The 20135-nt window shown below is 62.3% G+C and carries 19 protein-coding genes; 5 read left to right on the top strand and 14 right to left on the bottom strand.

What is annotated here, in order from left to right:
• Positions 1-108: 108 nt before the first annotated feature.
• Complete coding sequence (locus K3178_RS03670) at positions 109-2808, bottom strand: TonB-dependent receptor (protein WP_221570015.1); 2700 nt, start codon at positions 2806-2808, stop codon at positions 109-111.
• A 271-nt stretch (positions 2809-3079) separates the two neighbouring features.
• Between K3178_RS03670 and typA the strand changes: the two genes are divergently transcribed.
• Positions 3080-4900 carry a translational GTPase TypA gene (gene typA, locus K3178_RS03665; protein WP_221570014.1) on the top strand — a complete coding sequence of 607 codons (1821 nt, stop codon included), beginning with the start codon at positions 3080-3082 and terminating at the stop codon, positions 4898-4900.
• A 3-nt stretch (positions 4901-4903) separates the two neighbouring features.
• On the opposite strand, the gene K3178_RS03660 is transcribed toward typA, so the two are convergent.
• Both K3178_RS03660 and K3178_RS03655 read right to left on the bottom strand, forming a co-directional pair.
• Positions 4904-5560 (bottom strand): DUF2306 domain-containing protein, encoded by a 657-nt coding sequence (locus K3178_RS03660; protein ID WP_221570013.1) that lies wholly within the window; start codon positions 5558-5560, stop codon positions 4904-4906.
• A 66-nt stretch (positions 5561-5626) separates the two neighbouring features.
• Complete coding sequence (locus K3178_RS03655; RefSeq protein WP_247713501.1) at positions 5627-6376, bottom strand: hypothetical protein; 750 nt, start codon at positions 6374-6376, stop codon at positions 5627-5629.
• A 112-nt stretch (positions 6377-6488) separates the two neighbouring features.
• Between K3178_RS03655 and putP the strand changes: the two genes are divergently transcribed.
• Genes putP through K3178_RS03640 form a run of 3 tightly spaced genes read left to right on the top strand, consistent with a single transcriptional unit; the run spans position 6489 to position 10240 of the window.
• On the top strand, positions 6489-7967 hold the full coding sequence (gene putP / locus K3178_RS03650; RefSeq protein WP_221570773.1) for a sodium/proline symporter PutP: 1479 nt from the start codon (positions 6489-6491) through the stop codon (positions 7965-7967).
• Positions 7968-8006: 39 nt separating this feature from the next.
• Positions 8007-9857, top strand: coding sequence for a gamma-glutamyltransferase family protein (locus tag K3178_RS03645; protein WP_221570011.1), 1851 nt, complete (start codon positions 8007-8009; stop codon positions 9855-9857).
• Positions 9858-9868: 11 nt separating this feature from the next.
• Positions 9869-10240 (top strand): VOC family protein, encoded by a 372-nt coding sequence (locus K3178_RS03640; RefSeq protein WP_221570010.1) that lies wholly within the window; start codon positions 9869-9871, stop codon positions 10238-10240.
• On the opposite strand, the gene K3178_RS03635 is transcribed toward K3178_RS03640, so the two are convergent.
• Genes K3178_RS03635 through K3178_RS03625 form a run of 3 tightly spaced genes read right to left on the bottom strand, consistent with a single transcriptional unit; the run spans position 10237 to position 12172 of the window.
• Positions 10237-11199 carry an alpha/beta hydrolase gene (locus K3178_RS03635; protein WP_247713500.1) on the bottom strand — a complete coding sequence of 321 codons (963 nt, stop codon included), beginning with the start codon at positions 11197-11199 and terminating at the stop codon, positions 10237-10239. The two genes, K3178_RS03640 and K3178_RS03635, sit on opposite strands and share 4 nt — an antisense overlap.
• Positions 11200-11210: 11 nt before the next feature.
• Entirely contained in the window at positions 11211-11873 is a 663-nt protein-coding gene (locus K3178_RS03630) for an SdpI family protein (protein WP_221570009.1), read from the bottom strand.
• Positions 11870-12172, bottom strand: a complete 303-nt coding sequence (locus K3178_RS03625; protein ID WP_221570008.1) for a metalloregulator ArsR/SmtB family transcription factor — start codon at positions 12170-12172, stop codon at positions 11870-11872. The genes K3178_RS03630 and K3178_RS03625 overlap by 4 nt, the downstream gene beginning before the upstream one ends.
• A 97-nt stretch (positions 12173-12269) precedes the next feature.
• Between K3178_RS03625 and K3178_RS03620 the strand changes: the two genes are divergently transcribed.
• Positions 12270-12941, top strand: coding sequence for an extensin family protein (locus K3178_RS03620; protein WP_221570007.1), 672 nt, complete (start codon positions 12270-12272; stop codon positions 12939-12941).
• A 46-nt stretch (positions 12942-12987) separates the two neighbouring features.
• Here the strand turns inward: K3178_RS03620 and K3178_RS03615 are convergent, their stop codons facing one another.
• From K3178_RS03615 to K3178_RS03580, 8 genes are all read right to left on the bottom strand, one after another.
• A complete protein-coding gene (locus K3178_RS03615; RefSeq protein WP_221570006.1) occupies positions 12988-13617 on the bottom strand; it encodes a response regulator transcription factor in 630 nt (209 codons plus the stop codon).
• A 151-nt stretch (positions 13618-13768) separates the two neighbouring features.
• Positions 13769-14518 (bottom strand): proteasome-type protease, encoded by a 750-nt coding sequence (locus K3178_RS03610; protein ID WP_221570005.1) that lies wholly within the window; start codon positions 14516-14518, stop codon positions 13769-13771.
• A gap of 13 nt (positions 14519-14531) precedes the next feature.
• A complete protein-coding gene (locus K3178_RS03605; protein ID WP_221570004.1) occupies positions 14532-15350 on the bottom strand; it encodes a transglutaminase family protein in 819 nt (272 codons plus the stop codon).
• Entirely contained in the window at positions 15350-16294 is a 945-nt protein-coding gene (locus K3178_RS03600) for an alpha-E domain-containing protein (RefSeq protein ID WP_221570003.1), read from the bottom strand. The genes K3178_RS03605 and K3178_RS03600 overlap by 1 nt, the downstream gene beginning before the upstream one ends.
• Positions 16294-17721 (bottom strand): circularly permuted type 2 ATP-grasp protein, encoded by a 1428-nt coding sequence (locus tag K3178_RS03595; protein WP_221570002.1) that lies wholly within the window; start codon positions 17719-17721, stop codon positions 16294-16296. The genes K3178_RS03600 and K3178_RS03595 overlap by 1 nt, the downstream gene beginning before the upstream one ends.
• Positions 17722-17783: 62 nt before the next feature.
• Positions 17784-18539, bottom strand: coding sequence for an alpha/beta fold hydrolase (locus tag K3178_RS03590; protein WP_221570001.1), 756 nt, complete (start codon positions 18537-18539; stop codon positions 17784-17786).
• Positions 18540-18585: 46 nt separating this feature from the next.
• Entirely contained in the window at positions 18586-19134 is a 549-nt protein-coding gene (locus tag K3178_RS03585) for a DUF3617 domain-containing protein (protein WP_221570000.1), read from the bottom strand.
• Between the two features lie 66 nt (positions 19135-19200).
• A complete protein-coding gene (locus K3178_RS03580; protein WP_221569999.1) occupies positions 19201-20097 on the bottom strand; it encodes a hypothetical protein in 897 nt (298 codons plus the stop codon).
• Positions 20098-20135: the final 38 nt, after the last annotated feature.

Genomic DNA, 20135 nt, shown 5'->3' with positions numbered 1-20135 from the left:
ACCAATAGATTACCAATTTCTTGGCGATAACTTGCTGCAGATAGATATGCGCAAAAGAAAAGGGGAGCCGAAGCCCCCCCTTCCCCTTATCCGAGTGATCCGGTCGGATCAGAACTTGAACTTCGCTGCCACACCATAGGTGCGCGGCTGGTTCGGGTAGCCCGAGATTGCCTCGCCCTGCGCCACCGCCGGGAAGAAGGTGGAGATGTAACGGTCGTCGAGCAGGTTGCGGCCCCACACGGTCAGTTCGAGGCCCATCGCCATGGCATAGGTCGCCGAAGCGTTCATGCTGTTGACTTCACGCGTGTAGAATTGCGCGATTGCCTGCGCCGGAGCGTAATCGGGTTCGCCGGTGACGGGGTCGGTTCCGATGAAGTTGATAAAGCCATCGAGCGCCGGAACCTGCGACTGGTAGGAATAGTCGCCGCGAAGGATCAGGCGATCGCCCGCGTCGTTAATTTCCTTGTTCCAGGTCGCGCCGAACACCGCCGAAAGCTCGGGCACACCCGCACGATCTTTGCCGCTCAGGTCGCCGACCGGCGAACCGACGTAGCTTTCGAAAATCGCATCGAGATACGTCATCGCGACATTGAGCGTTAGCGATTCGGTTGGACGGACGTTGCCGTCGAACTCGATGCCGAAGGTTTCCTGGCTGCCTGCGTTCCCGAGCACGAAGGAAGTGCCGGTGAAGTTGTTCGCCTGGAAGTCGTCGATGTTCTGCTGGAAAACCGTCAGGTTCGCAGCTGCGTAATCCCAGTTGCCCTTGATGCCGATTTCGAAGACCTCCGAATTCTCGGCATTTGCGAAGCGCGTGCCGGGAACCAGGTTGTTCACCGTCAGGCCCTGGGCCTGCAATGCAGCGAAATCGGACGGAACCGGACGACTGTCGCGCGACAGGTTGAAGCTCGGAGCCTTGTAGCCGGTTGCCCAGCTTGCATAGACGTTGAGCGTCGGGCTGAGTTCGTAGGCCAGACGCGCGTTCCAGCTCCAGTCGTCATCGTCGGTGGAGCAGGTTTCGACCACGTTCGGGCAGTTCTGGAACGGGAAGAGGAACTGCAGCTCCGTGAGGCCGAGCAGCGGCTCGGTGGCCGCCGCGGCCCCCTGCGAAATCGCCTGGAATGTTGCCGGATTGCCTAGCGCGAAGGCCTGGACGGTCGCCGGGTCGGCAAAACCTCCGGGGATACCCAGAATACCGCCGATAGTCTGCGCTATGCCGACATTGGTGGCAGTATCGCGAATGTCGCTGATCACCAGGCTGCCGAACACGTCGGTGCTCTGCGAGTTGGTAACGATCTGCTTCTTGTCCTTGGTGTAGTTCGCACCCAGCGTCAGCACGAGGCCGTCGGTGAATTCGAAATCGACATTGCCGAAGAACGAATAGGCTTCGTTGTCCTGGACGATATTGTTGAAGAAGCCCTGGCCACTGGCGAAGAAATCACCGGTCAAATCCTGGCCGGTCAGCCCGCCGAAAGTGGCTTCGAGAGTGTCGACGGTAAACGCCGGGACGCCGGTTACCGGATTGGTCGTGGCGGCCTGCAGCAGGATGTCCGCGAAGGTGCGGAAGTCGTCACCATAAACGATCTGGTCCTTGGTATCGACGGTTTCGTCGAAATAGTATCCGCCGAGCAGGAAGTTCAACGGACCATCGAAGTCCGACGCAATGCGCAGTTCCTGCGTGAAGGTGTCGATGTCTGCCTGGCCGATGTTCGCACCGCTCGCCAGCGAAGCGCTGGTGAAGTCGACATCCTGGTTGGCCGACAGCGAGGTTTCGCGATACGAAGTGATCGAAGTCAGCGTGAGGGAGCCAAGCTCATATTCGAGCTGGCCCGACACGCCATAGTTCTTGATCTTGTTGATCGGATCCACGTCGGTGTAGATCACGTCGCCATCGGGATTGTTGCGGAAGTCGTTGATCTGCCCGCCGATCAGTGGAGACTGGATCACCATGGTTTCCAGCGACGGAGCGACATTCACGACCCCGCAGCAACGCTCTTCGATCCGGTCGTAATCGCCGATGATGCGAGCCTGGAACGGGCCGCCGTTGTCGAACAGCAGCTGGCCACGGGTGAACCAGCGGTTGCGATCATTGATGTCGTCGCCGTTGGCGCCGTTGGTTAGGTAGCCGTCACGGTTGTTCCAGCCTGCGCCTGCGCTGAAGGCGACGCTGTCGCTGATCGGGCCAGTCACATAGCCCTTGAGGACCTTTGCGTTGTAGTTGCCATAGCTGGCTTCGACCATGCCGCCAAAGTCGAATTCCGGCTTCTTGGTGACGATCGAGATGACGCCGGCACTGGCGTTCTTGCCGAACAGGGTCGACTGCGGGCCGCGCAGGACCTCGACACGCTGGATGTCGGGAAGGTCGGAAATCTGCGCGATGGCGCGGCTGCGGTAGACACCGTCCACGAACATGGCGACCGAGGGTTCGAGGCCGATGTTGTTGCCGTCCGTTCCGAAGCCGCGGACCGCATAAGTGGTGGCAAAGGCGCTCTGCAGCTGGCTGACGCGCAGCGAGGGAACGACGGTCGAAAGGTCGGCGATATCGCGGATCTGCGCCTGCTCGATCGTTTCAGCCGTGGTCACGCTGACGGCGACCGGAACTTCCTGCAGCGTCTGTTCGCGCTTGGTCGCGGTGACGACGATCACATTGGGATCGGGGCTTTCAGCCTGTTCTTCCGCGTCATCATATTGCGCGGCCTGATCCTGGCCCCCATCCTGCGCTGCAGCGACCGAAGGAACGGCCAGCGCGGCAGTGCCGACAAGAAGGGCGGAACGAACAGTCGCACTGCGACCGAAGGCAGAAAATTTCATTGTGTTGGCTTCCTCTCAAAACCTTGCGTGTCTGGTCTGCTTCACAGTCCCCAAACCACGCAGACGTATGCGGAATTATTGGGTGCACGCCGTGCGCTCAAGCGTTTAGCGCCGCTAATACACAGCCAGTCGCAAAGTGTGGTTTTAGAGTCACACCTCGCCGAAGCGCTTTCACCCGCTTGCCGCAGTGCACCATATCGGCTAGGGGCGCGCACGATTTGAAGGCGCCGGAATCGCGCGCCGCTACGGCATCCATACGAAAGCACATATTATGTCCCGCGACCTTCGCAACGTGGCGATCATCGCCCACGTCGACCATGGCAAGACAACCCTCGTCGACCAGCTCTTCCGCCAGTCGGGCACTTTCCGCGAAAACCAGCGCATCGAAGAACGCGCAATGGATTCGAACGACCTGGAAAAGGAACGCGGGATCACCATCCTTGCCAAGTGCACCAGCGTCGAATGGAACGGCACGCGCATCAATATCGTCGACACGCCCGGCCACGCCGACTTCGGCGCCGAGGTGGAGCGTATCCTCTCGATGGTCGACGGCGTCATCCTGCTGGTCGACAGCGCCGAAGGTCCGATGCCGCAGACCAAGTTCGTCACCGGCAAGGCCCTCGGCCTCGGTCTGCGCCCGATCGTGGTCGTCAACAAGATCGACCGCGGCGATGCGCGTCCGCAGGAAGTGTTGGACGAAGTTTTCGACCTCTTCGCCAGCCTCGATGCGAATGACGACCAGCTCGATTTCCCGAGCCTCTGGGCTTCGGGCCGCGACGGCTATGCCAGCGAAGACGAAACCGCACGTTCGGGCGATCTCGAGCCGCTGTTCAAGCTTATCGTCGATCACGTACCCGCACCGGGTCTCGACACCGAAGCGCCCTTCAGCTTCCTCGCGACCCTTCTCGACCGCGACAATTTCATGGGCCGCGTTCTCACGGGCCGCGTCCAGTCGGGTACGGTCAAGCTGAACGATCCGATCCATGCGCTCGATGCGCAGGGCAATGTCATCGAAGTCGGCCGCGCGACCAAGCTGCTCTCGTTCGACGGCCTCGATCGCGTGCCGGTCGAAAGCGCGCAGGCGGGCGACATCATCGCACTCGCTGGCCTCGAAAAGGCGACGGTCGCCAACACTATCGCCGATCCCAGCGTCAAGACGCCGATCGAAGCGCAGCCGATCGATCCGCCGACGCTCGCCATGCGCTTTGCCGTCAACGACAGCCCGCTCGCGGGCCGCGAAGGCAGCAAGGTTACCAGCCGCATGATCCGCGACCGCCTTTATCGTGAAGCGGAAACCAATGTCGCGATCCGCATCACCGAGAGCGAGGACAAGGACGCCTTCGAAGTCGCCGGTCGCGGCGAACTCCAGCTGGGCGTGCTCATCGAAACCATGCGCCGCGAAGGCTTCGAACTCGGCATCAGCCGCCCGCGCGTGCTGTTCCGTGAAGAAAACGGCCAGCGCATGGAGCCGTTCGAGACGGTCGTCATCGACGTCGACGACGAACACTCGGGGACGGTCGTCGAGAAGATGCAGCGCCGCAAGGCCGAGCTGACCGAGATGCGTCCGAGCGGATCGGGCAAGACCCGCATCACCTTCTCCGCTCCCTCGCGCGGCCTCATCGGCTACCACGGCGAATTCCTCTCCGACACGCGCGGCACGGGCATCATGAATCGCCTGTTCGAGAAGTACGATACCTATCGCGGCCCGATTGAAGGTCGCCAGAACGGCGTGCTGATCTCGATGGTTCCGGGTGAAGCCGTGCCCTATGCGCTCAACGCCCTGGAAGACCGCGGCGAACTGTTCATCGGCGGCGGCGCGAAGATCTACGAAGGCATGGTGATCGGCGAAAACGCCAAGCCCGACGATCTAGAAGTCAACCCGATGAAGTCGAAGCAGCTGACGAACTTCCGTTCGACGGGCAAGGACGATGCCATCCGCCTCACCCCGCCGCGCGTGATGACGCTGGAACAGGCTATCGCCTATATCGACGACGATGAAATGGTCGAAGTGACGCCGGAGAACATCCGCCTGCGCAAGGCCATCCTCGACCCGCACGAGCGCAAGCGCGCCAAGCGGGCGGCGCAGGCCTAGGCCTTAGACCGTGTCGGCGGCGACTGCCCTCGCCGCCGCGCGCCTCGCCGCGCCGCCGAAGCCGAAATAGATCAGCGGCACCAGCAAGAGCGAACCGAAAACGATCACGGCTGTAGGCACGCCGATGTCAGGCGCGACTATGATCGTCGGGGCCATCACCATCTGCGCGACGGCAAGCGCCATCATCAGCATATGGCGTTGCACTCGTGAAGCACCCGAAATCACTTCTGCACGCAGGTAGCGCAGGTCAATCACCGCGAAGACCGAGAACACCGCGAACATTGCCAGCGGCGCCGGGAACAGGTTGGACCCGGCGCGATAGAGATTGGCCGCCGTCGCCAGCATGCCGAGCATCACCAGCGCCAGCAGTGCGAACAACCCCCATTCCCACCTGCGCGCGCCCGGCCAGCGCGCATTCACCGCGAACAGTGCCATGCCGAGTGCGTAGAGCGTGAGGGTCGATGAAACCATCGCCAGCGGCAACGGCCGTGCGATCATGAAATACCAGGTTGTCAGCGCGGCGAAGGTCATTCCGGCAACGAATGCCCAGCCGGCGCGGCGGTGCCACGACCCGCCCTTGCGAACCATCAATGCCACCACCGCCGCAGCGCTTGCCCCGAAGCCGATCGCCCCGTGCAGGACATGCGTGATCTCGTCCATCGATTGCCCTCCCCGACCTCGATTGGCGAGGCCTAACATGGCGCAAACAGTAGCGGGAAGCGATATTTAACCCGTCGCCAGATACGTCTCGCCCAGCACCAGCGCGGCGTAGAGGAGCGCGCCGCCAAGGAATGGCAGGAAATAGCTCTTGCGGTCCTCGGGCAGTTCCTCCTTGAGCACCAACAGCACGATACCGCCTGCCACGAAGGCGAACAGGCAACCTATCGCCATCGGCGGCAATTCGACGAACAGCCCGAGCGCCCAGCCACCGAACGTAGCCGCAACCAGAACCCAGCGCCCGCGGGCGTCGTAGATTTCCGGATGGTCGGCGCGCGTGCCGAAATCGGCAGTGATGAAATGCAGGACCATCGCCGCGAAATAGAGTGCCAAACCTGCCGGTGATGGGTCCTCGCGGTGGTTGAGCAGGTATGCGATTAGCGCCACCAGCAGCGCGCTCGCCCCGATATGCAGCCAGAAGACAGGGTGGTGCGGTCGGTCGCGTCCTTCGCGCTCCATACGTTCGTCCCGCGATGCTGCCAGCGCCCGTTCCAGCCCGTAGAAGAGCGCGAGACCGGCAAGCGAAAGCGTATAGACCAGTCCTTCGGCCAGCTGCGCATCGAGCCCTGTTGCCTGTTCGAACGTCCCCGCATGCGCCCCAAGCTCGGGCAGGATGTGCAGGAACACGTAACCCACTGCCACACCGCCCGCGAAGGACAGCCAGCGGCTTCGCGGCGTGCTCTCGAGCCAACGGAGCCTGCCGACGAACAGGTGCACCGCGCAAAAGGCGAGTGCCATGGCAAAGGTGACCAGCGTCATCGGCATCGGGCCACCAACGCTCAGGCACGGTCTATCGGTCCCCGACGGCCTGCATACCTACCTTTGGCTGCAAAGCTGGCCAGCACAGGTTTCATTTGTTACCTGCCGCCCCATGCAGACCGGAACACTGATTTCACTCGCACTTTATTTCGTCCTGATGATCGCCATCGGCCTGTGGGCCTGGCGCCATTCGACCGACACCAGCGAGGGCTACCTCCTCGCGGGACGTAACCTCCATCCTGCCGTCGCAGCGCTGTCTGCGGGCGCCTCTGACATGAGCGGCTGGTTGCTGCTCGGGTTGCCGGGCGCGCTTTACGCTGCCGGCCTGGTGGAGGCGTGGATCGGCATCGGCCTGTTCGTCGGCGCTCTGGTCAACTGGGTCGTTGTCGCCCCGCGCCTGCGCAAGCAGACCGAAGAGCGCGGCAATGCGCTGACCATTCCCGAATTCCTCGCCAACCGGTTTCCGGACAAGGCCGTGGCGCTGCGCGTAATCTCGGCGCTCATCGTGGTGGTGTTCTTCTCGGTCTATACCGCTGCAGGCCTCGTAGGCGGCGGCAAGCTCTTCGAAACCAGCTTTGCCGGGCTTTTCCCGGACACCGGCATGAGCGACTACATGCTTGGCATCTGGATCACCTGCCTCGTCGTGCTTGCCTACACCATGGTCGGCGGTTTCCTCGCAGTCAGCCTGACCGACTTCGTGCAGGGGCTTATCATGGTCTTGGCGCTAGTGGTGATGCCACTGGTGGTCATGTTCGGCAGCGGCGGCGAAGGGGGCGGATCGCTTACCGAGGTGCCGGTCGACGGGTTCCTGAGCCTGACCAACGGGCTGACACTGCTGGGCTTCATCAGCGCGGTGACATGGGGCCTGGGCTATTTCGGCCAGCCGCACATCATCGTGCGCTTCATGGCGATCGACACGGTCGAGAAGGTCAAGACCGCGCGCAACATCGGCATGACCTGGATGGGCGTGGCGCTCCTGGGCTCGATCGGCATCGGCATTGCCGGGCGTGCCTATGTCGAGCGTAACGGCCTCGTCATCGACGACCCCGAGACGATCTTCATCGTGCTTGCCAATCTGCTGTTCCACCCGATCGTGACGGGCTTCCTCCTGGCGGCACTGCTGGCAGCGATCATGTCTACGATCAGTTCGCAGCTGCTGGTCGCGTCGTCATCGCTGACCGAAGACTTCTACAAGCTCTTCTTCCGCAAGAACGCCAGCGAGCGCGAGAGCGTGAACATCGGTCGTATATGCGTGGCACTGGTCGCCCTCGCCGCGATCTGGATCGCGAGCGATCCGGACAGCGAAGTGCTTGGCCTCGTATCCAACGCATGGGCCGGGTTCGGCGCGGCTTTCGGCCCGCTGATTATCCTGTCGCTGACATGGGACCGGATGACCGGCGCAGGTGCCGTTGCGGGCCTCGTGATCGGAGCTGGCACGGTCATGGCGTGGATTGCGCTGGGCTGGAACAGCCAGCTTCCGGGCCTCGACGGCGGCCTGTACGAAATCGTCCCGGGCTTCATCGCCGCATGGCTCGCCATCTGGCTGGTCAGCAAGGCGACCGCCCGCGATGCGAAGCCCTTGCCAGCCTGACCGCAAGGCTGCACACGTTTCTCCTCAGAGGAGAGACATATGCGAGCGATACTGGCAGGCGTAGCGGCAGTCGCACTGGCGGCGACGCCATCTGCAGCGCAGGAAGAAGCCGAGCAGCGCCCGGTCGAGGAGCAGATCGGCGGTGGCGGACGTCCGGTGGGCGCCAACTGGTCGCGTAGTCCTGTGGTCGCTCAGCATGGCATGGCGGCGACCGCGCATCCACTCGCCACACAGGTCGCGCTCGATATCCTAAAAGCTGGCGGAAGCGCGGTCGATGCAGCGATTGCCGCCAATGCCGCACTCGGGCTGATGGAGCCGACCGGCAACGGCATCGGCGGCGATCTCTTCGCCATTATCTACGATCCGAAAACGGGTAAATTGCACGGCATTAACGGCTCCGGCCGTTCGCCAAGGAACCAGACGCTAGAGCAGCTGAAGGCAACATTGCTTCGGCAGATCGACGCGCTGGAGGTCGCTCCGCCGGGCCATACGCTCGAACAGTTCAAGGCGATGGCGCGAAGCGAGCTTGCGATACCCGCCTATGGCGCGATGCCGGTGACAATTCCCGGCACGGTAGATGCTTGGTTCGCTCTTCACGAACGCTTCGGCAATCTGCCGATGAACGACATTCTCGCGCCGACCGTGACCTATGCCCGCGAGGGGCACCCGGTTGCGCCGGTCATCGCGCATTACTTTGCCCGTAGCCTGCGCGCCTATGAACAGGTCGCAGATTACATCGATTTTTCAAACGCGCGCGAGACATATTTCCGCGAAGGTCCGCCCGAAGCAGGCGAAATGTTCCGCAACCCTGACCTAGCGGATACTTTGGAGGCCATCGGCTCCGGCGGACGCGATGCCTTTTACGATGGGCCGCTGACCGAGGTCATGGTCAAGTACCTGCAAACACAGGGCAGCGCCTTCACCCGTAAGGATTTCGCCGAACATCGCTCCGACTGGGTCGAACCGGCCTGCGCCGAATACAAGGACGGATACGAGCTTTGCGAGTTGCCGCCCAATGGACAGGGCTTCGCAGCCCTGCAGATGGTCAACATCCTCAAGAATATCGACCTCTCCCAGTGGGAGCGAGGCAGTCCCGAACTCTTGCATTACATGGTGGAAGCCAAGCGGCTCGCCTATGCCGATGTAGCGCGCTTCTATGCCGACCCGGACTTTGCGCGCTTTCCCGAGGGACTGCTCCGCGAGGACTACGGGCGCGAACGCTTTGCCCTGATCGACCCGGCGCGCGCGACACCCGATTTCGGACCGGGCGAACCCAAGCTCGAAGGGCCGGGCGACACGACCTATCTTACCGTTGTGGATGGCGACGGAATGATGGTCAGCCTCATCCAGTCAAACTATCGCGGTATGGGCGGCGGGCTGGTTGCGCCCGGCACCGGCTTCATGTTCCAGGACCGCGGCGAGATCTTCAGCCTCGATCCGGCGCATCCCAATGCCTATGCGCCGGGCAAGCGCCCCTTCCACACGATCATCCCCGCCTTTGTGAAGAAGGACGGAAAGCCCTTCATGACGCTGGGCCTGATGGGCGGCGGGATGCAGCCGCAGGGCCATGTGCAGGTTCTGGTCAACATCGTCGACTTCGGCATGAACTTGCAGGAGGCCGGCGATGCGGCACGTTTCAACCACGACGGCGGCCGCCAGCCGACCGAGGCCCTCGAAGGTCCCAGCGCCGACCCGCTGGGCACTCTCTATGTCGAACCCGGCATCCCGACCGGGACTATCGAAGCCTTGCGCGCGATGGGTCACAAGGTCGAAGTGGTCGACAACGGCATCATGTTCGGCGGCTACCAGGCCATTGCGCGCGACCCGGAAACGGGCGTGCTCACCGGCGCGACCGAGATGCGCAAGGATGGCCAGGCGGCCGGTTACTGAGGAAAAGCAGGATGGCGAAAGTTACCGGACTGGGCGGTGTTTTCTACGTCGTGAAGGATCCCGAGGCGACGCGGGCATGGTACCGCGAAACGCTCGGCATCGACGGGGAATACGGCCCGCAGCTTAGCTGGAGCGAAGAGACGGGCGAGGCGCCCTACTCGCTCATCAGCCACTTCAAGGACGACCAGTATATCAAGCCGGGCACGGGCGGCTTCATGATCAACCTGCGCGTCGACGATCTCGACACTTTCGTCGCGCAGCTGAAAGACAAGGGGGTCGAAATCCTCGACAGCGTCGATGAAGGCTATGGCAAGTTTGCCTGGCTGCTCGACCCCGACGGGATCAAGATCGAGCTCTGGGAGCAAGTCGCAGCGCCCGACTAGGACGCCTGATCGATGAATTGCACGATCGCATCCGCAACACCCGGGGCGAGTGGCAAGTCAGGGTCAGCATAGGTCGCGATATTGGCTTCGCGATCATCGCCTTCCACCCGCTTCAGCACATGATTGACGCCGGGTAGCACGACAAGCTGCGCATCGCTGCGCGAAGAGGCGAGCAGTTCGGCATCTTCATCAGGCGTCTGGATATCCTTGTCCCCATTGAGGATAAGCACCGGAAGCTCGTGTGAGGCGAGCAGTTCCGATGGGTTTTGCCGGAACAGGCTGGAAATGAGTCCCTGCACCTGGGGTCCGAAGAGGGGGAGCAGTCCGGGGTGTATGTCTTCGGCAGGCACCGTCTCACCTGCCGATAGGCGCGCAATGATGTCATCGACCTGCGGCAGCAAGGGTTCGGCCATGGGATTGGCAGCAATCTGAGTGCGGATAATTTCCGAAAGGTTTCTTCCCGGAGCCGCAACCAACACCAGGCCGCAATAGGGAACGGGATCGCGCGCGGCGGCGGCCATGGCTATCAGTCCGCCTTCGCTATGCCCCAGCACCCAGATGCATTCGCCACTGCTGCGTTCGGCCAGCTGGCGGGTCCACGCTTCGACATCATCGACATAATCCTCGACCGTCACGTCATTGGCGTTGACCACTGCGTTCTTGCTTCCGGCCATGCCGCGCTTGTCGATCCGCACGGAGGCGATGCCGTGTTCCGCCAGAGCTTCTGCAAGCAGGCGATAGGGCGCGGCCTTTACTCCAAGCGGATTGTTTCCGTCGCGATCGGTGGGGCCCGAACCCGGAATGATGAGCACAAGTTTCCGCGTCTCATCGAGATCGCCGAGGAGTGTTCCGGCAAGGTCGCCCATGAGCCCATCATGCGTGACCCTGAGTTCTTCCTGTGCCGCCAGCGGGGCCGCGAGCAAAGCGAAGAGGGGGGCAAAAGCGAGCGCGGTTCTCATTGGCAAACTCCTCAGTCCGAAGTTTTCGTGCGGTTTTGCCAGATCCACCAGCTATAGGCGAATGGCACCAGCGCCGCTGCAAAAACGGCTGCCAGAACAACGATGCCAATCGTTTCGGCACTCGCGGGAGAGAGACTGACCGCAACGATTGCCAGCCCGGCCAGCATCATCAGCTTGCCGCCGAGGCGGTGCGTAGCAATCCAGTTGTCCTCATCGAGGATCGCCCATGGCGTGCGAATGCCAACAAAGAAGCCCGGCCTGCTCTTGGGCAGGGCGTTTCCGATCATCACCAGCAACAGCCCGATGCCGAGCATTATGGCATTGACCGGCATGTCGATACCGTACGCGGGCAAGCCGATCGTCAGCTGGATGAGGACGAATAGCAGCATCACGCCGATCCAGGCTGCACGCAGCAGCGGGGCCGATCCTTCGAGCTTATCCTGCAGCGGCTCGATCCGAGGTATCACGGCCAACAGCAAGGCTATACCGCCCGCAAGAAAGGCGGGCAGCAGCAGCGCCGTCAACGCATCCGAGAACTTGTCGGGCTCGCCGCTGGCATTCCAGTGCGTCGGCAGCAGGGCGTCTGCGGGCAGCCGCTCCGCGGTTACAAACGCGAATATCGCCATCAGCGCGGCGAGCGCCAGGCTGGCCACCAAGGGCCGCACGGTTTTCATATCCTCTCTCCGTTGCGTGGGTCGGCGCCGGATGCCCCGCGGTGCATATCCATCCGGTTCATGAAGCCATGCAGCGCCTCTTCCAGCGTCGACATATTGAGCGTGTAGACGATACTGCCGGAGCGATTTTCACCGAGGATCAGGCCAGCGGCCTTCAGCTTGGCGAAGTGCCCAGACATGGTCGGTTTCGAAACCGGGAAATGGTCCGCCAGATCGCCTGCAGTCATTCCACCGTGCTTCAACAGCTCCAGCACCTCGCGCCGGATAGGATGGGACAGGGCATCGAATACATTCGCCATAGCTATTTAGCTAATAGGCTAAATGATTCGTGTCCATCGCAATTTTTGCGATCGTCGTTAGCGCGGTGTTAACCATATCCGCCTTAAATGGCCCTGCATGCGCCGCATCACTGCCCTGGTTTTCTCTCTCCCCTTTGCCTTGGCAGGATGCGGCGTAGCTCCGGACACTCGTGAACCCGTACCCCGCGCGCCCGCCAGCAGCGGAAGTGGATCGGTCAATTGGGAAAAGCCCGCCGCACGCCAGTGTGTCAGCGAGCTGAGCGCCAGCGGTGCGCAATTCGCACCTCTTTCAGACAAGTATTATGGTGCAGGTTGCCAGGCACTCGACAGCGTCCAGCTAGAGCGCGTGGGCGGCGATCTCGGCCCGCTTACCGTGACCAACCTCGGCCCCCTCGCCTGCCCGCTGGCCAATATTTTCTCTGGCTGGGCGCGTTACGGCGTCGATCGCGCAGCGCGCCAGATCCTCGGCAGCCCGCTAGTAAGGATCGAGACCATGGGCAGCTATTCCTGCCGCAACGTTGCGGGGACCGGACGCTTGTCCGCCCATTCGCGCGCCGAGGCGGTCGACGTGGGCGCCTTCGTCCTGGCCGACGGGCGGCGCATCAGCGTGAAGAACGGGTGGAATGCCAGCGAGAAGGAACGCGAGTTCCTGCGCGTGGTCCACCGCAGCGCCTGCAAGCGCTTCGGCACCGTGCTCGGTCCCGATTACAATGCGGCCCATCACGACCATTTGCATCTCGAGCACGGCAACGGCAGCTTCTGCCGCTGAAGCGATTTGTCCGGGGCCGGTTGCGATCCGAAGGGTCCGGTAAGTTCTATCCCACCTGCACGCGTTGTCCGCCGTCGAGGTGGGCTTCTATCCTGAGGCGCACGGCTTCGGCGGCATGATGTGCGCCCAGTTTCGTCATCATGTTGGCGCGGTGGATTTCGACCGTTCGCGGGCTGATATGCAGCTCGCGCGCGATCATCTTGTTGCTGCGCCCTTCGGCGAGCCAGTCGAGCACTTCGCGTTCGCGAGGCGACAGGCTGGCGATCCGGCTGCGCGCTTCGACCATCTTGCGGCGCGCTTCGCCATAGGCGATCGCCTCGCGCCTGATCCGTGCGACCGTCTCCCCAAGCCTTTCCTGCCGCAGCGGCAAACGCAAATAATCCAGAGCACCGGCCTTGATCGCGGTGACGACCTGGCCCGGCCGCGGTTCTACCGAAGTCCCCACCACGGGTATCCATATCCCCGCATCGCCGAGCGCCCGCAGCACGATTGCAGCGCACCCCTCCCCGTGATCATCGCGGGCAAGGACAATGCCGTCTTCGGGGGGAAGCGTCATCAGTTCCGCAACATCGGAGTAGATTTCGCAGTGATGGCCCATTTCGAACCCGAGGCGAGCCTGCTCTGCCCGCGAGCGGCACGAACCATCCACGATATGAAGGGTAAGTCGCTGTTCCATGGCCGGATTCATAGTCACAATCCGGAGGGCTGCGCATTCCGTAACACTACGGATATGGTCCTAAATCCGGCTGGAAATTACATTCCCTAGCCTTTCCAGGCGTAAATCGATCCGTCCGTATTGGATACATCCCGGATCGATGCCGGGCCGATCAGTCTTCCGGGCGATAGAAACTGTAGTCCGGCAGCGAGTGAAACGCATTTTTCAGCGCATCGCCCCACCCTGCGGAAATCGCCGAGAAGTAACTATCGTCATGGCCGACGCGGTGCTGGTGGCTCGCTTCATAGGTGTCGCGCCCGATTACCTGCAGGTCCAGTGGCAGTCCCACCGACAGATTAGCCTTTAGCGTGGAATCGAAGCTCACCATCAGCAGCTTGACCCCGTCCTCGAGGCTCATCTGTCGGTCGTAGCCGCGGATGATGATCGGGCGGCCATATTTGGTCTCGCCGATCTGGAAGAAGGGCGTGTCGAGGCTGGCCTCGATGAAATTTCCTTCCGGGTAAACCATGAACAAGCGCGGCTCCATGCCCTTGATCTGGCCAGCCACGATGATCGAGGCCGTGAAGCGGCCCTTCCCTCGCGCTCCGTTGGCATCCTGCCGGTCGCCGATGATACCGCGCATGAGGTTGCCGATTTCGGTCGCGACCTGGAACATGGTCGGCGTTTTCAGCAGGATATTGTCCCGCTCGTCGGGTTCCTTGGTGCGCTCTTCGAGCTGGCTGATGACCGCCTGCGTGGTGGCGAGGTTGCCCGCCGTCATCAGTGTGATGATACGCTCGCCCGGCACCTGCCAGGTGAACATCTTGCGGAAGACCGAAATATTGTCGACGCCCGAATTGGTGCGCGTGTCGCTCATCAGCACAAGGCCCTTGTCGAGCTTCATTCCCACGCAATAGGTCATTGTTTTTCTTTCGTTACTGCTGCTGTACTTGCTGCTGTTCGACCTCGACGTCGACTTCCAGCATCTGGCTCGTATTGCCGAAGCTGATGCCGGTCACGGGCGAGGCATCGCGATAATCGCGCCCCGTGGCAACGCGGACATAGCGCTCGTCCGGGCTGATGCCGTTGGAAATGTCGAAGCCGACCCAGCCGAGCCCCTCGACATAGGCCTCGGCCCAGGCGTGAGTCGCTTCCTGCTCGATCCGGTCGTTCATCATCAGGTAGCCCGATACATAGCGCGCCGGCACATCCATCGCCCGCGCGGCGCCGATGAAGATGTGGGCGTGGTCCTGGCACACGCCGTTCTTGGCCGCATATGCCTCCTCGGCGCTGGTGTTCCAGTTGGTCTTGCCGATCTGGTATTCGACGCGCGCGAGAGTGCTGCGGGACAGTTCGTGCAACATGTCCAGCCGCTCGCCGTCGAAATTCCGGAGGTCTGCGATGAGCTTCTTCATTCCTGGCCCGGGACGCGTCAGCCGCGTTTGCGAAAGGAAACTCCAGAGCGGAAGATGCCCGGCATGGCGCCCGATCACGCCCGCATGATCACTCGTGTCGACCTTGCCGCGGCAGGTGATGGTGACCTCTCTCGTTTCCGGCTCCACTCCGACCAGCGTCGTGGTGTTGTGGTGCTGGTCCTCATAGGTCAGCTCTTCATGCGCGTTTTCGTATTCCATCTCCCACTCGAGGATTTCCTGCCCTTGCGTTTCCTTCGGCGTCAGGCGCAGGCGTTGGAGCGCATGGATTACCGGAGTGTCGAAGCGATAGCGGGTGGTGTGGCGGATGGATAAGCGCATCAGGCAAGGAACCTGTAATCTTGGGCAATGGCATTGCCGATCGCTGCATTGCAGGAGGTGAATTCGACGAGAAATTCGTGCAGCCCCTGATCGAAAATCTCGTCGATCGTCAGATTGGTTAGCCGCGTATCGGCATCGCGCATCAGCGCATTGCTCTCTCCCTCGCTGCCATGGATCCGTGCAAGCGCGGCGAGATTCGAACGCAGTTCCGAATGGCAGAAAGCAAGGCTGCGCGGAAAGCGGTCGTCGAGGATCAGGAATTCGCAGATCCCGCGCGCATCGACCTGCGCCGCGTTGAGCCAGCGATAGGCGCGGTCGCCCGAGACAGAGCGAAGCACCGTGTCCCATTGCCCCGTATCGAGGCTCGAACCTACGTAAGAAAGCGAGGGCAGCAGCAGGTAATACTTGATATCGAGAATGCGCGCGATGGCATCGGCGCGCTCGATGAACATGCCCGCAAGCGCAAAGTGATAGCCCTCCTCGCGCAGCATCGAACCCTGCAGCGCCCCACGCGCCATGGTACCGGCACGGCGAATAGTCTTGACCGTGTCGAGCACGCGGTTCTCGCCAACTGGCTTGGCCAGCTGCTCGTCGATGATCAGCCAGTTCTCGTTGATCGCTTCCCACAGCTCGCCGCTGATCGCGTTACGGGCCAGCCGCGCGTTCTGGCGGACGAGGCCGAACATCGACAGGATGCTGGCCGGGTTGCTTTTTTCGCGTAGCAGGAAGTTCCATGCCTGCATGCCGGTGTAACTCGCGTGCTTTGCCTCATAGGCGGTCTTCTGGCCCGAGGTCGCGATGACCGAGCGCCATTCTTCCTCTGCCGTCACAAGGTCGCGGGTTAGTGCCATGCGAAGCCCTGCGTCGAGCAGGCGCGCTGTGTTCTCGGCCCGCTCGAGATAGCGGAACATCCAGAAGAGGCCGTTGGCAGTCCGTCCCAGCATCAGTCTTTTAGCACCCATGTGTCCTTGGTCCCGCCGCCCTGACTGGAGTTTACCACCAGCGAGCCTTCCTTAAGCGCCACGCGGGTCAGGCCGCCGGGCGTAATGTCGATCTTGTCGGGCGAGACCAGGACATAGGGGCGCAGATCCACATGGCGCGGCGCGAGGCCCTTCTTGGTGAAGATCGGGCAGGTCGAGAGCGAGAGCGTCGGTTGCGCGATATAGCCTTCGGGATCGGCGACGATCTTGGCGCGGAATTCCTCGATTTCCTTCTTAGTCGAGGCGGGCCCGACCAGCATGCCGTAGCCGCCCGATCCGTGAACTTCCTTCACCACCAGCTCGGCCAAGTTGTCGAGCACGTATTTGAGGCTGTCCTCGTCCGCGCAGCGCCAAGTCTCGACATTGGGCAGCAGCGGTTTCTCGCCGGTGTAGAACTCTACGATCTCGGGCATGAAGGAATAGATCGCCTTGTCGTCGCACACACCGGTGCCGGGCGCGTTGGCGATGGTTATGCCGCCCGCGCGGTAGACATCCATGATGCCCGGCACGCCAAGCACGCTGTCGGGATTGAAGGTGAGCGGGTCGAGGAATTCGTCGTCCACGCGCCGATAGATAACGTCGACCGCCTTGTAGCCGCTGGTCGTGCGCATCGCCACGCGCCCATCGACCACGCGAAGGTCGCTGCCCTCGACGAGCTCGGCGCCCATCTGGTCTGCAAGGAAGGCATGTTCGAAATAGGCGGAATTGTAGATGCCGGGCGTAAGCACCGCGACTACGGGGCGCTCCTCGGCGCATTCGGGCGCGCAGGCGGCGAGGCTCTTGGCCAGGCGGCGCGGATAGTCCGACACGCTTTCCACCGGACAGCGCAGGAACAGTTCGGGGAACATCGCCATCATGGTTTCGCGATTTTCCAGCATGTAGCTGACGCCCGACGGTGTGCGCGCATTGTCCTCGAGCACGAAGAATTCGTCCGGTCCGGTGCGCACGAGATCGATGCCGACGATGTGGGTGTAGACCCCGCCCGGCGGGGTGAAGCCGACCATATTGGGCAGCCAGGCCTCGTTATTGCGCAACAGCCGCTCGGGCAGCCTTCCGGCGCGCACGATTTCCTGCCGGTGATAAAGGTCGTGCATGAAGGCGTTGAGCGCAGATACGCGCTGCTCGATCCCGCGGCTCAGCCGCCGCCATTCGCCAGCATCGATAATCCGGGGCACCATGTCGAAGGGGATCAGCCGCTCTTCGGCCTCGTCCTCGCCATAGACGTTGAAGGTGATGCCGGTCTTGCGGAAGTTGGTTTCCGCCTCGTCATGCTTGCGGCGCAGGAGCTTGGGGTCCTGCCCGTCGTACCATTGGCAATAATCGGAGTAGGCGGAGCGCACACTGCCATCGGGCTCGCGCATCTCGTTGAAGAAGTCGGCAGAGCCGGTCATGTGTCCCCTGAAAGTCGGTCCCGCACGGCAGGACGCCGCACTCTCTTACTTCTTAAAAGGAATCAGGCGCGGTCCAGTTCCAAAAGAAGCGCCGACATGGACTCGTTGGTCATCACGAAACCCATGTGCGTGCAGCGCAGCGCCACCGCACGATCGCGCTCCTCGGGCTTGCCACAGGCGCATTTGGGCGCAACCACGCCATCGCGCGGGCTCCAGAAGGCGACCGTTTCGACCGGCGGCTTTTCGGAAACGACCGTGTCGATTTCCGGCTCGTCCACCCGGTGGCCCGCAATCGCCTGGTAAGCACGCCAGCCATTGTTCGCACGCGGACTGCCCGAAAACGGAGAGCCCATCGTGATGACCTTAGCCACCTTCTTGGGATGTTTTTTCGCCAGTTCGCGCGCCATCACGCCGCCAAGGCTCCAACCGACCAGCGTGACAGGCTGCTTGTTGCGTTTGTAGAGTTTCTTGAGACGTTTCTCGACCCGCTTGAAGCGCCATTTGTTCGCGCCGAGATTGTAGCCGAGGCCCCATTTCTTGGCCTCGTGCCCGGCCCGTTCCAGCTTGCGTGCCATCCAGCGCATGCGAATGGGATGGGCGCCGAAACCGGGCAGGAGCATGACCGTTTGCGGGCGAAGGGCGGGCCGTACCACAAGCTCCGGTTCGAACCGGCGCATGAAGGGAAGCACCGGCCACAGCAGTTCCTGCAACAACAGGCCGAAACGCGGTGGGCGTGCGTCGTCGGCGCAAGGTTCTGCCGCCAGCGCAAGCCTGCGCCCCCATTCCGCGCGTGTTTCGTAAAACGGTAGTGTTGCCATCGTCCGGCAATAATGCGCCGGAGCGATGGCGGGTTCCTGAACGACGTCAGCTATTCGGCGTGCAATCGCCCGTGCGGGTCATGCCGATCTTCATCGTGACCTTCTTGTCGCTGCCTTCGCCGGTCGGTTCGGTAACGCTCATGGTCATCATCGATTCCGTGCCGGTGGAGGTGGTGTCGATCGTCACCTTGGCCGGGCCATTGTCGCCCTTGCAGGTCATTTCGCCCTGCATGCCGTCGGAATTGGCCGTGAGCTTGTCGGTGGTGCAATCGCCCTTCTGCAAGCCTTCGGCGATGCCGGTCATGCCCTCGCTGGCTTCCTCTTCCGAAAGGCACTTGGCAGGGGCCATCCCGCTCATCGCGGAGAAGAACTTGCGTGCCTGTGCGATTTCTTCCTCGCTCATCGTGGGATCGACGATTTCGACCAGTTCCATGCTCATCTTGTATTCGCCCGGCTCGAGCGGGCGGACCTTGGCCGCCGCGTTCTTCGCCTCCTCGGCGGACACCGTGCCATCGCCATCGGCATCGACGTCGTCGCTCGAAGAGCATGCGGCAAGAGCAAGAGCGGCGGCGGCAACTGTAACGATACGAAGCATTTATGATCCCCTGAATGGTGCGGGGGCGACGCTAGCAGCAACGCCCGCTGGCGCAACCGCTGAAAGTCAGTCGAGCGGGAGGGAAAAGTCCGGCCGGACATAATGGAGGAACAGGCCCCTTGCGCGGTGCCCGGCTGGCAGCGGCTCGCGCTCGTGCTCGATATCCTGTCCGAGGAACACCAACGCGTTGCCGGGCCGAGTGACGATCTCTTCCCGCTTGCCATCGCGGTAGAAGGCGAGCGGCCATGGAAAGTCGCCTTCTGCGGCGGGCAGGTATTCGATCGGAACGGTCACCGATATCTGGCACTGTTCGCGGTCGGCATGGCGGGCGAGGCCGTGGCCTTCGCCATATTCGACGGCGAAGCAATAGCTGAAGCGCAGTTCCTCGCCCGCAATTTGCTCGATTGCGGGAAGCATGGCTTCGCCCAGTTCGCGCCCGACCGGATCGCCGTGCGTGGCGAGCCTCCATCCCTCCTTCTCGGGCCGCGTCCAGCCGCCATCGAACAGCGCGCCGTACCATTCGCGCAGAACCTCTTGAGTGGGGTGATCCAGACAGTGCGGGATTTCCACCAGCCCCGAAGATGCAAGATCGGCAGGCGGAGGCGGGCCAACACTTACTCCATCCCTCAGGAGGTCGCCTGCAGCCTGGCTGAGCTGGTCGACCAGCGCAGCTCCGGGATGCCATTGCGGTTCGCCTGAACACGCCTCGTCCTCCTCGCGCAGGATCAGGCCCGCCGCGGCGCATTCGACCAGCGTCAGGCCGGCAATCGGGAAGCCCCCGTCAAGCTGCTCACCATCGATCCAGCGTCGGAGGTAGTCGAATGCCACCGCATCGCCCTTTTCCAGCACCTGCACCGAGCACAGCCTGTTCCACGGGGCGAAGACCTGCAGCGCAATCCCGCGTCCGCGCGCGGGATCGTCGAACAGCCTGCCGATGGTGCGGGGGTTGAGGCGGTCGTGCATGGAGTTCGCGACCCTACACAGGCACTTGCTATTGCCGC

This window comes from Qipengyuania sphaerica (genome assembly GCF_019711595.1).
GTDB lineage: Bacteria > Pseudomonadota > Alphaproteobacteria > Sphingomonadales > Sphingomonadaceae > Qipengyuania > Qipengyuania sphaerica.
This window is presented reverse-complemented; position numbering and strand designations above follow the sequence as displayed.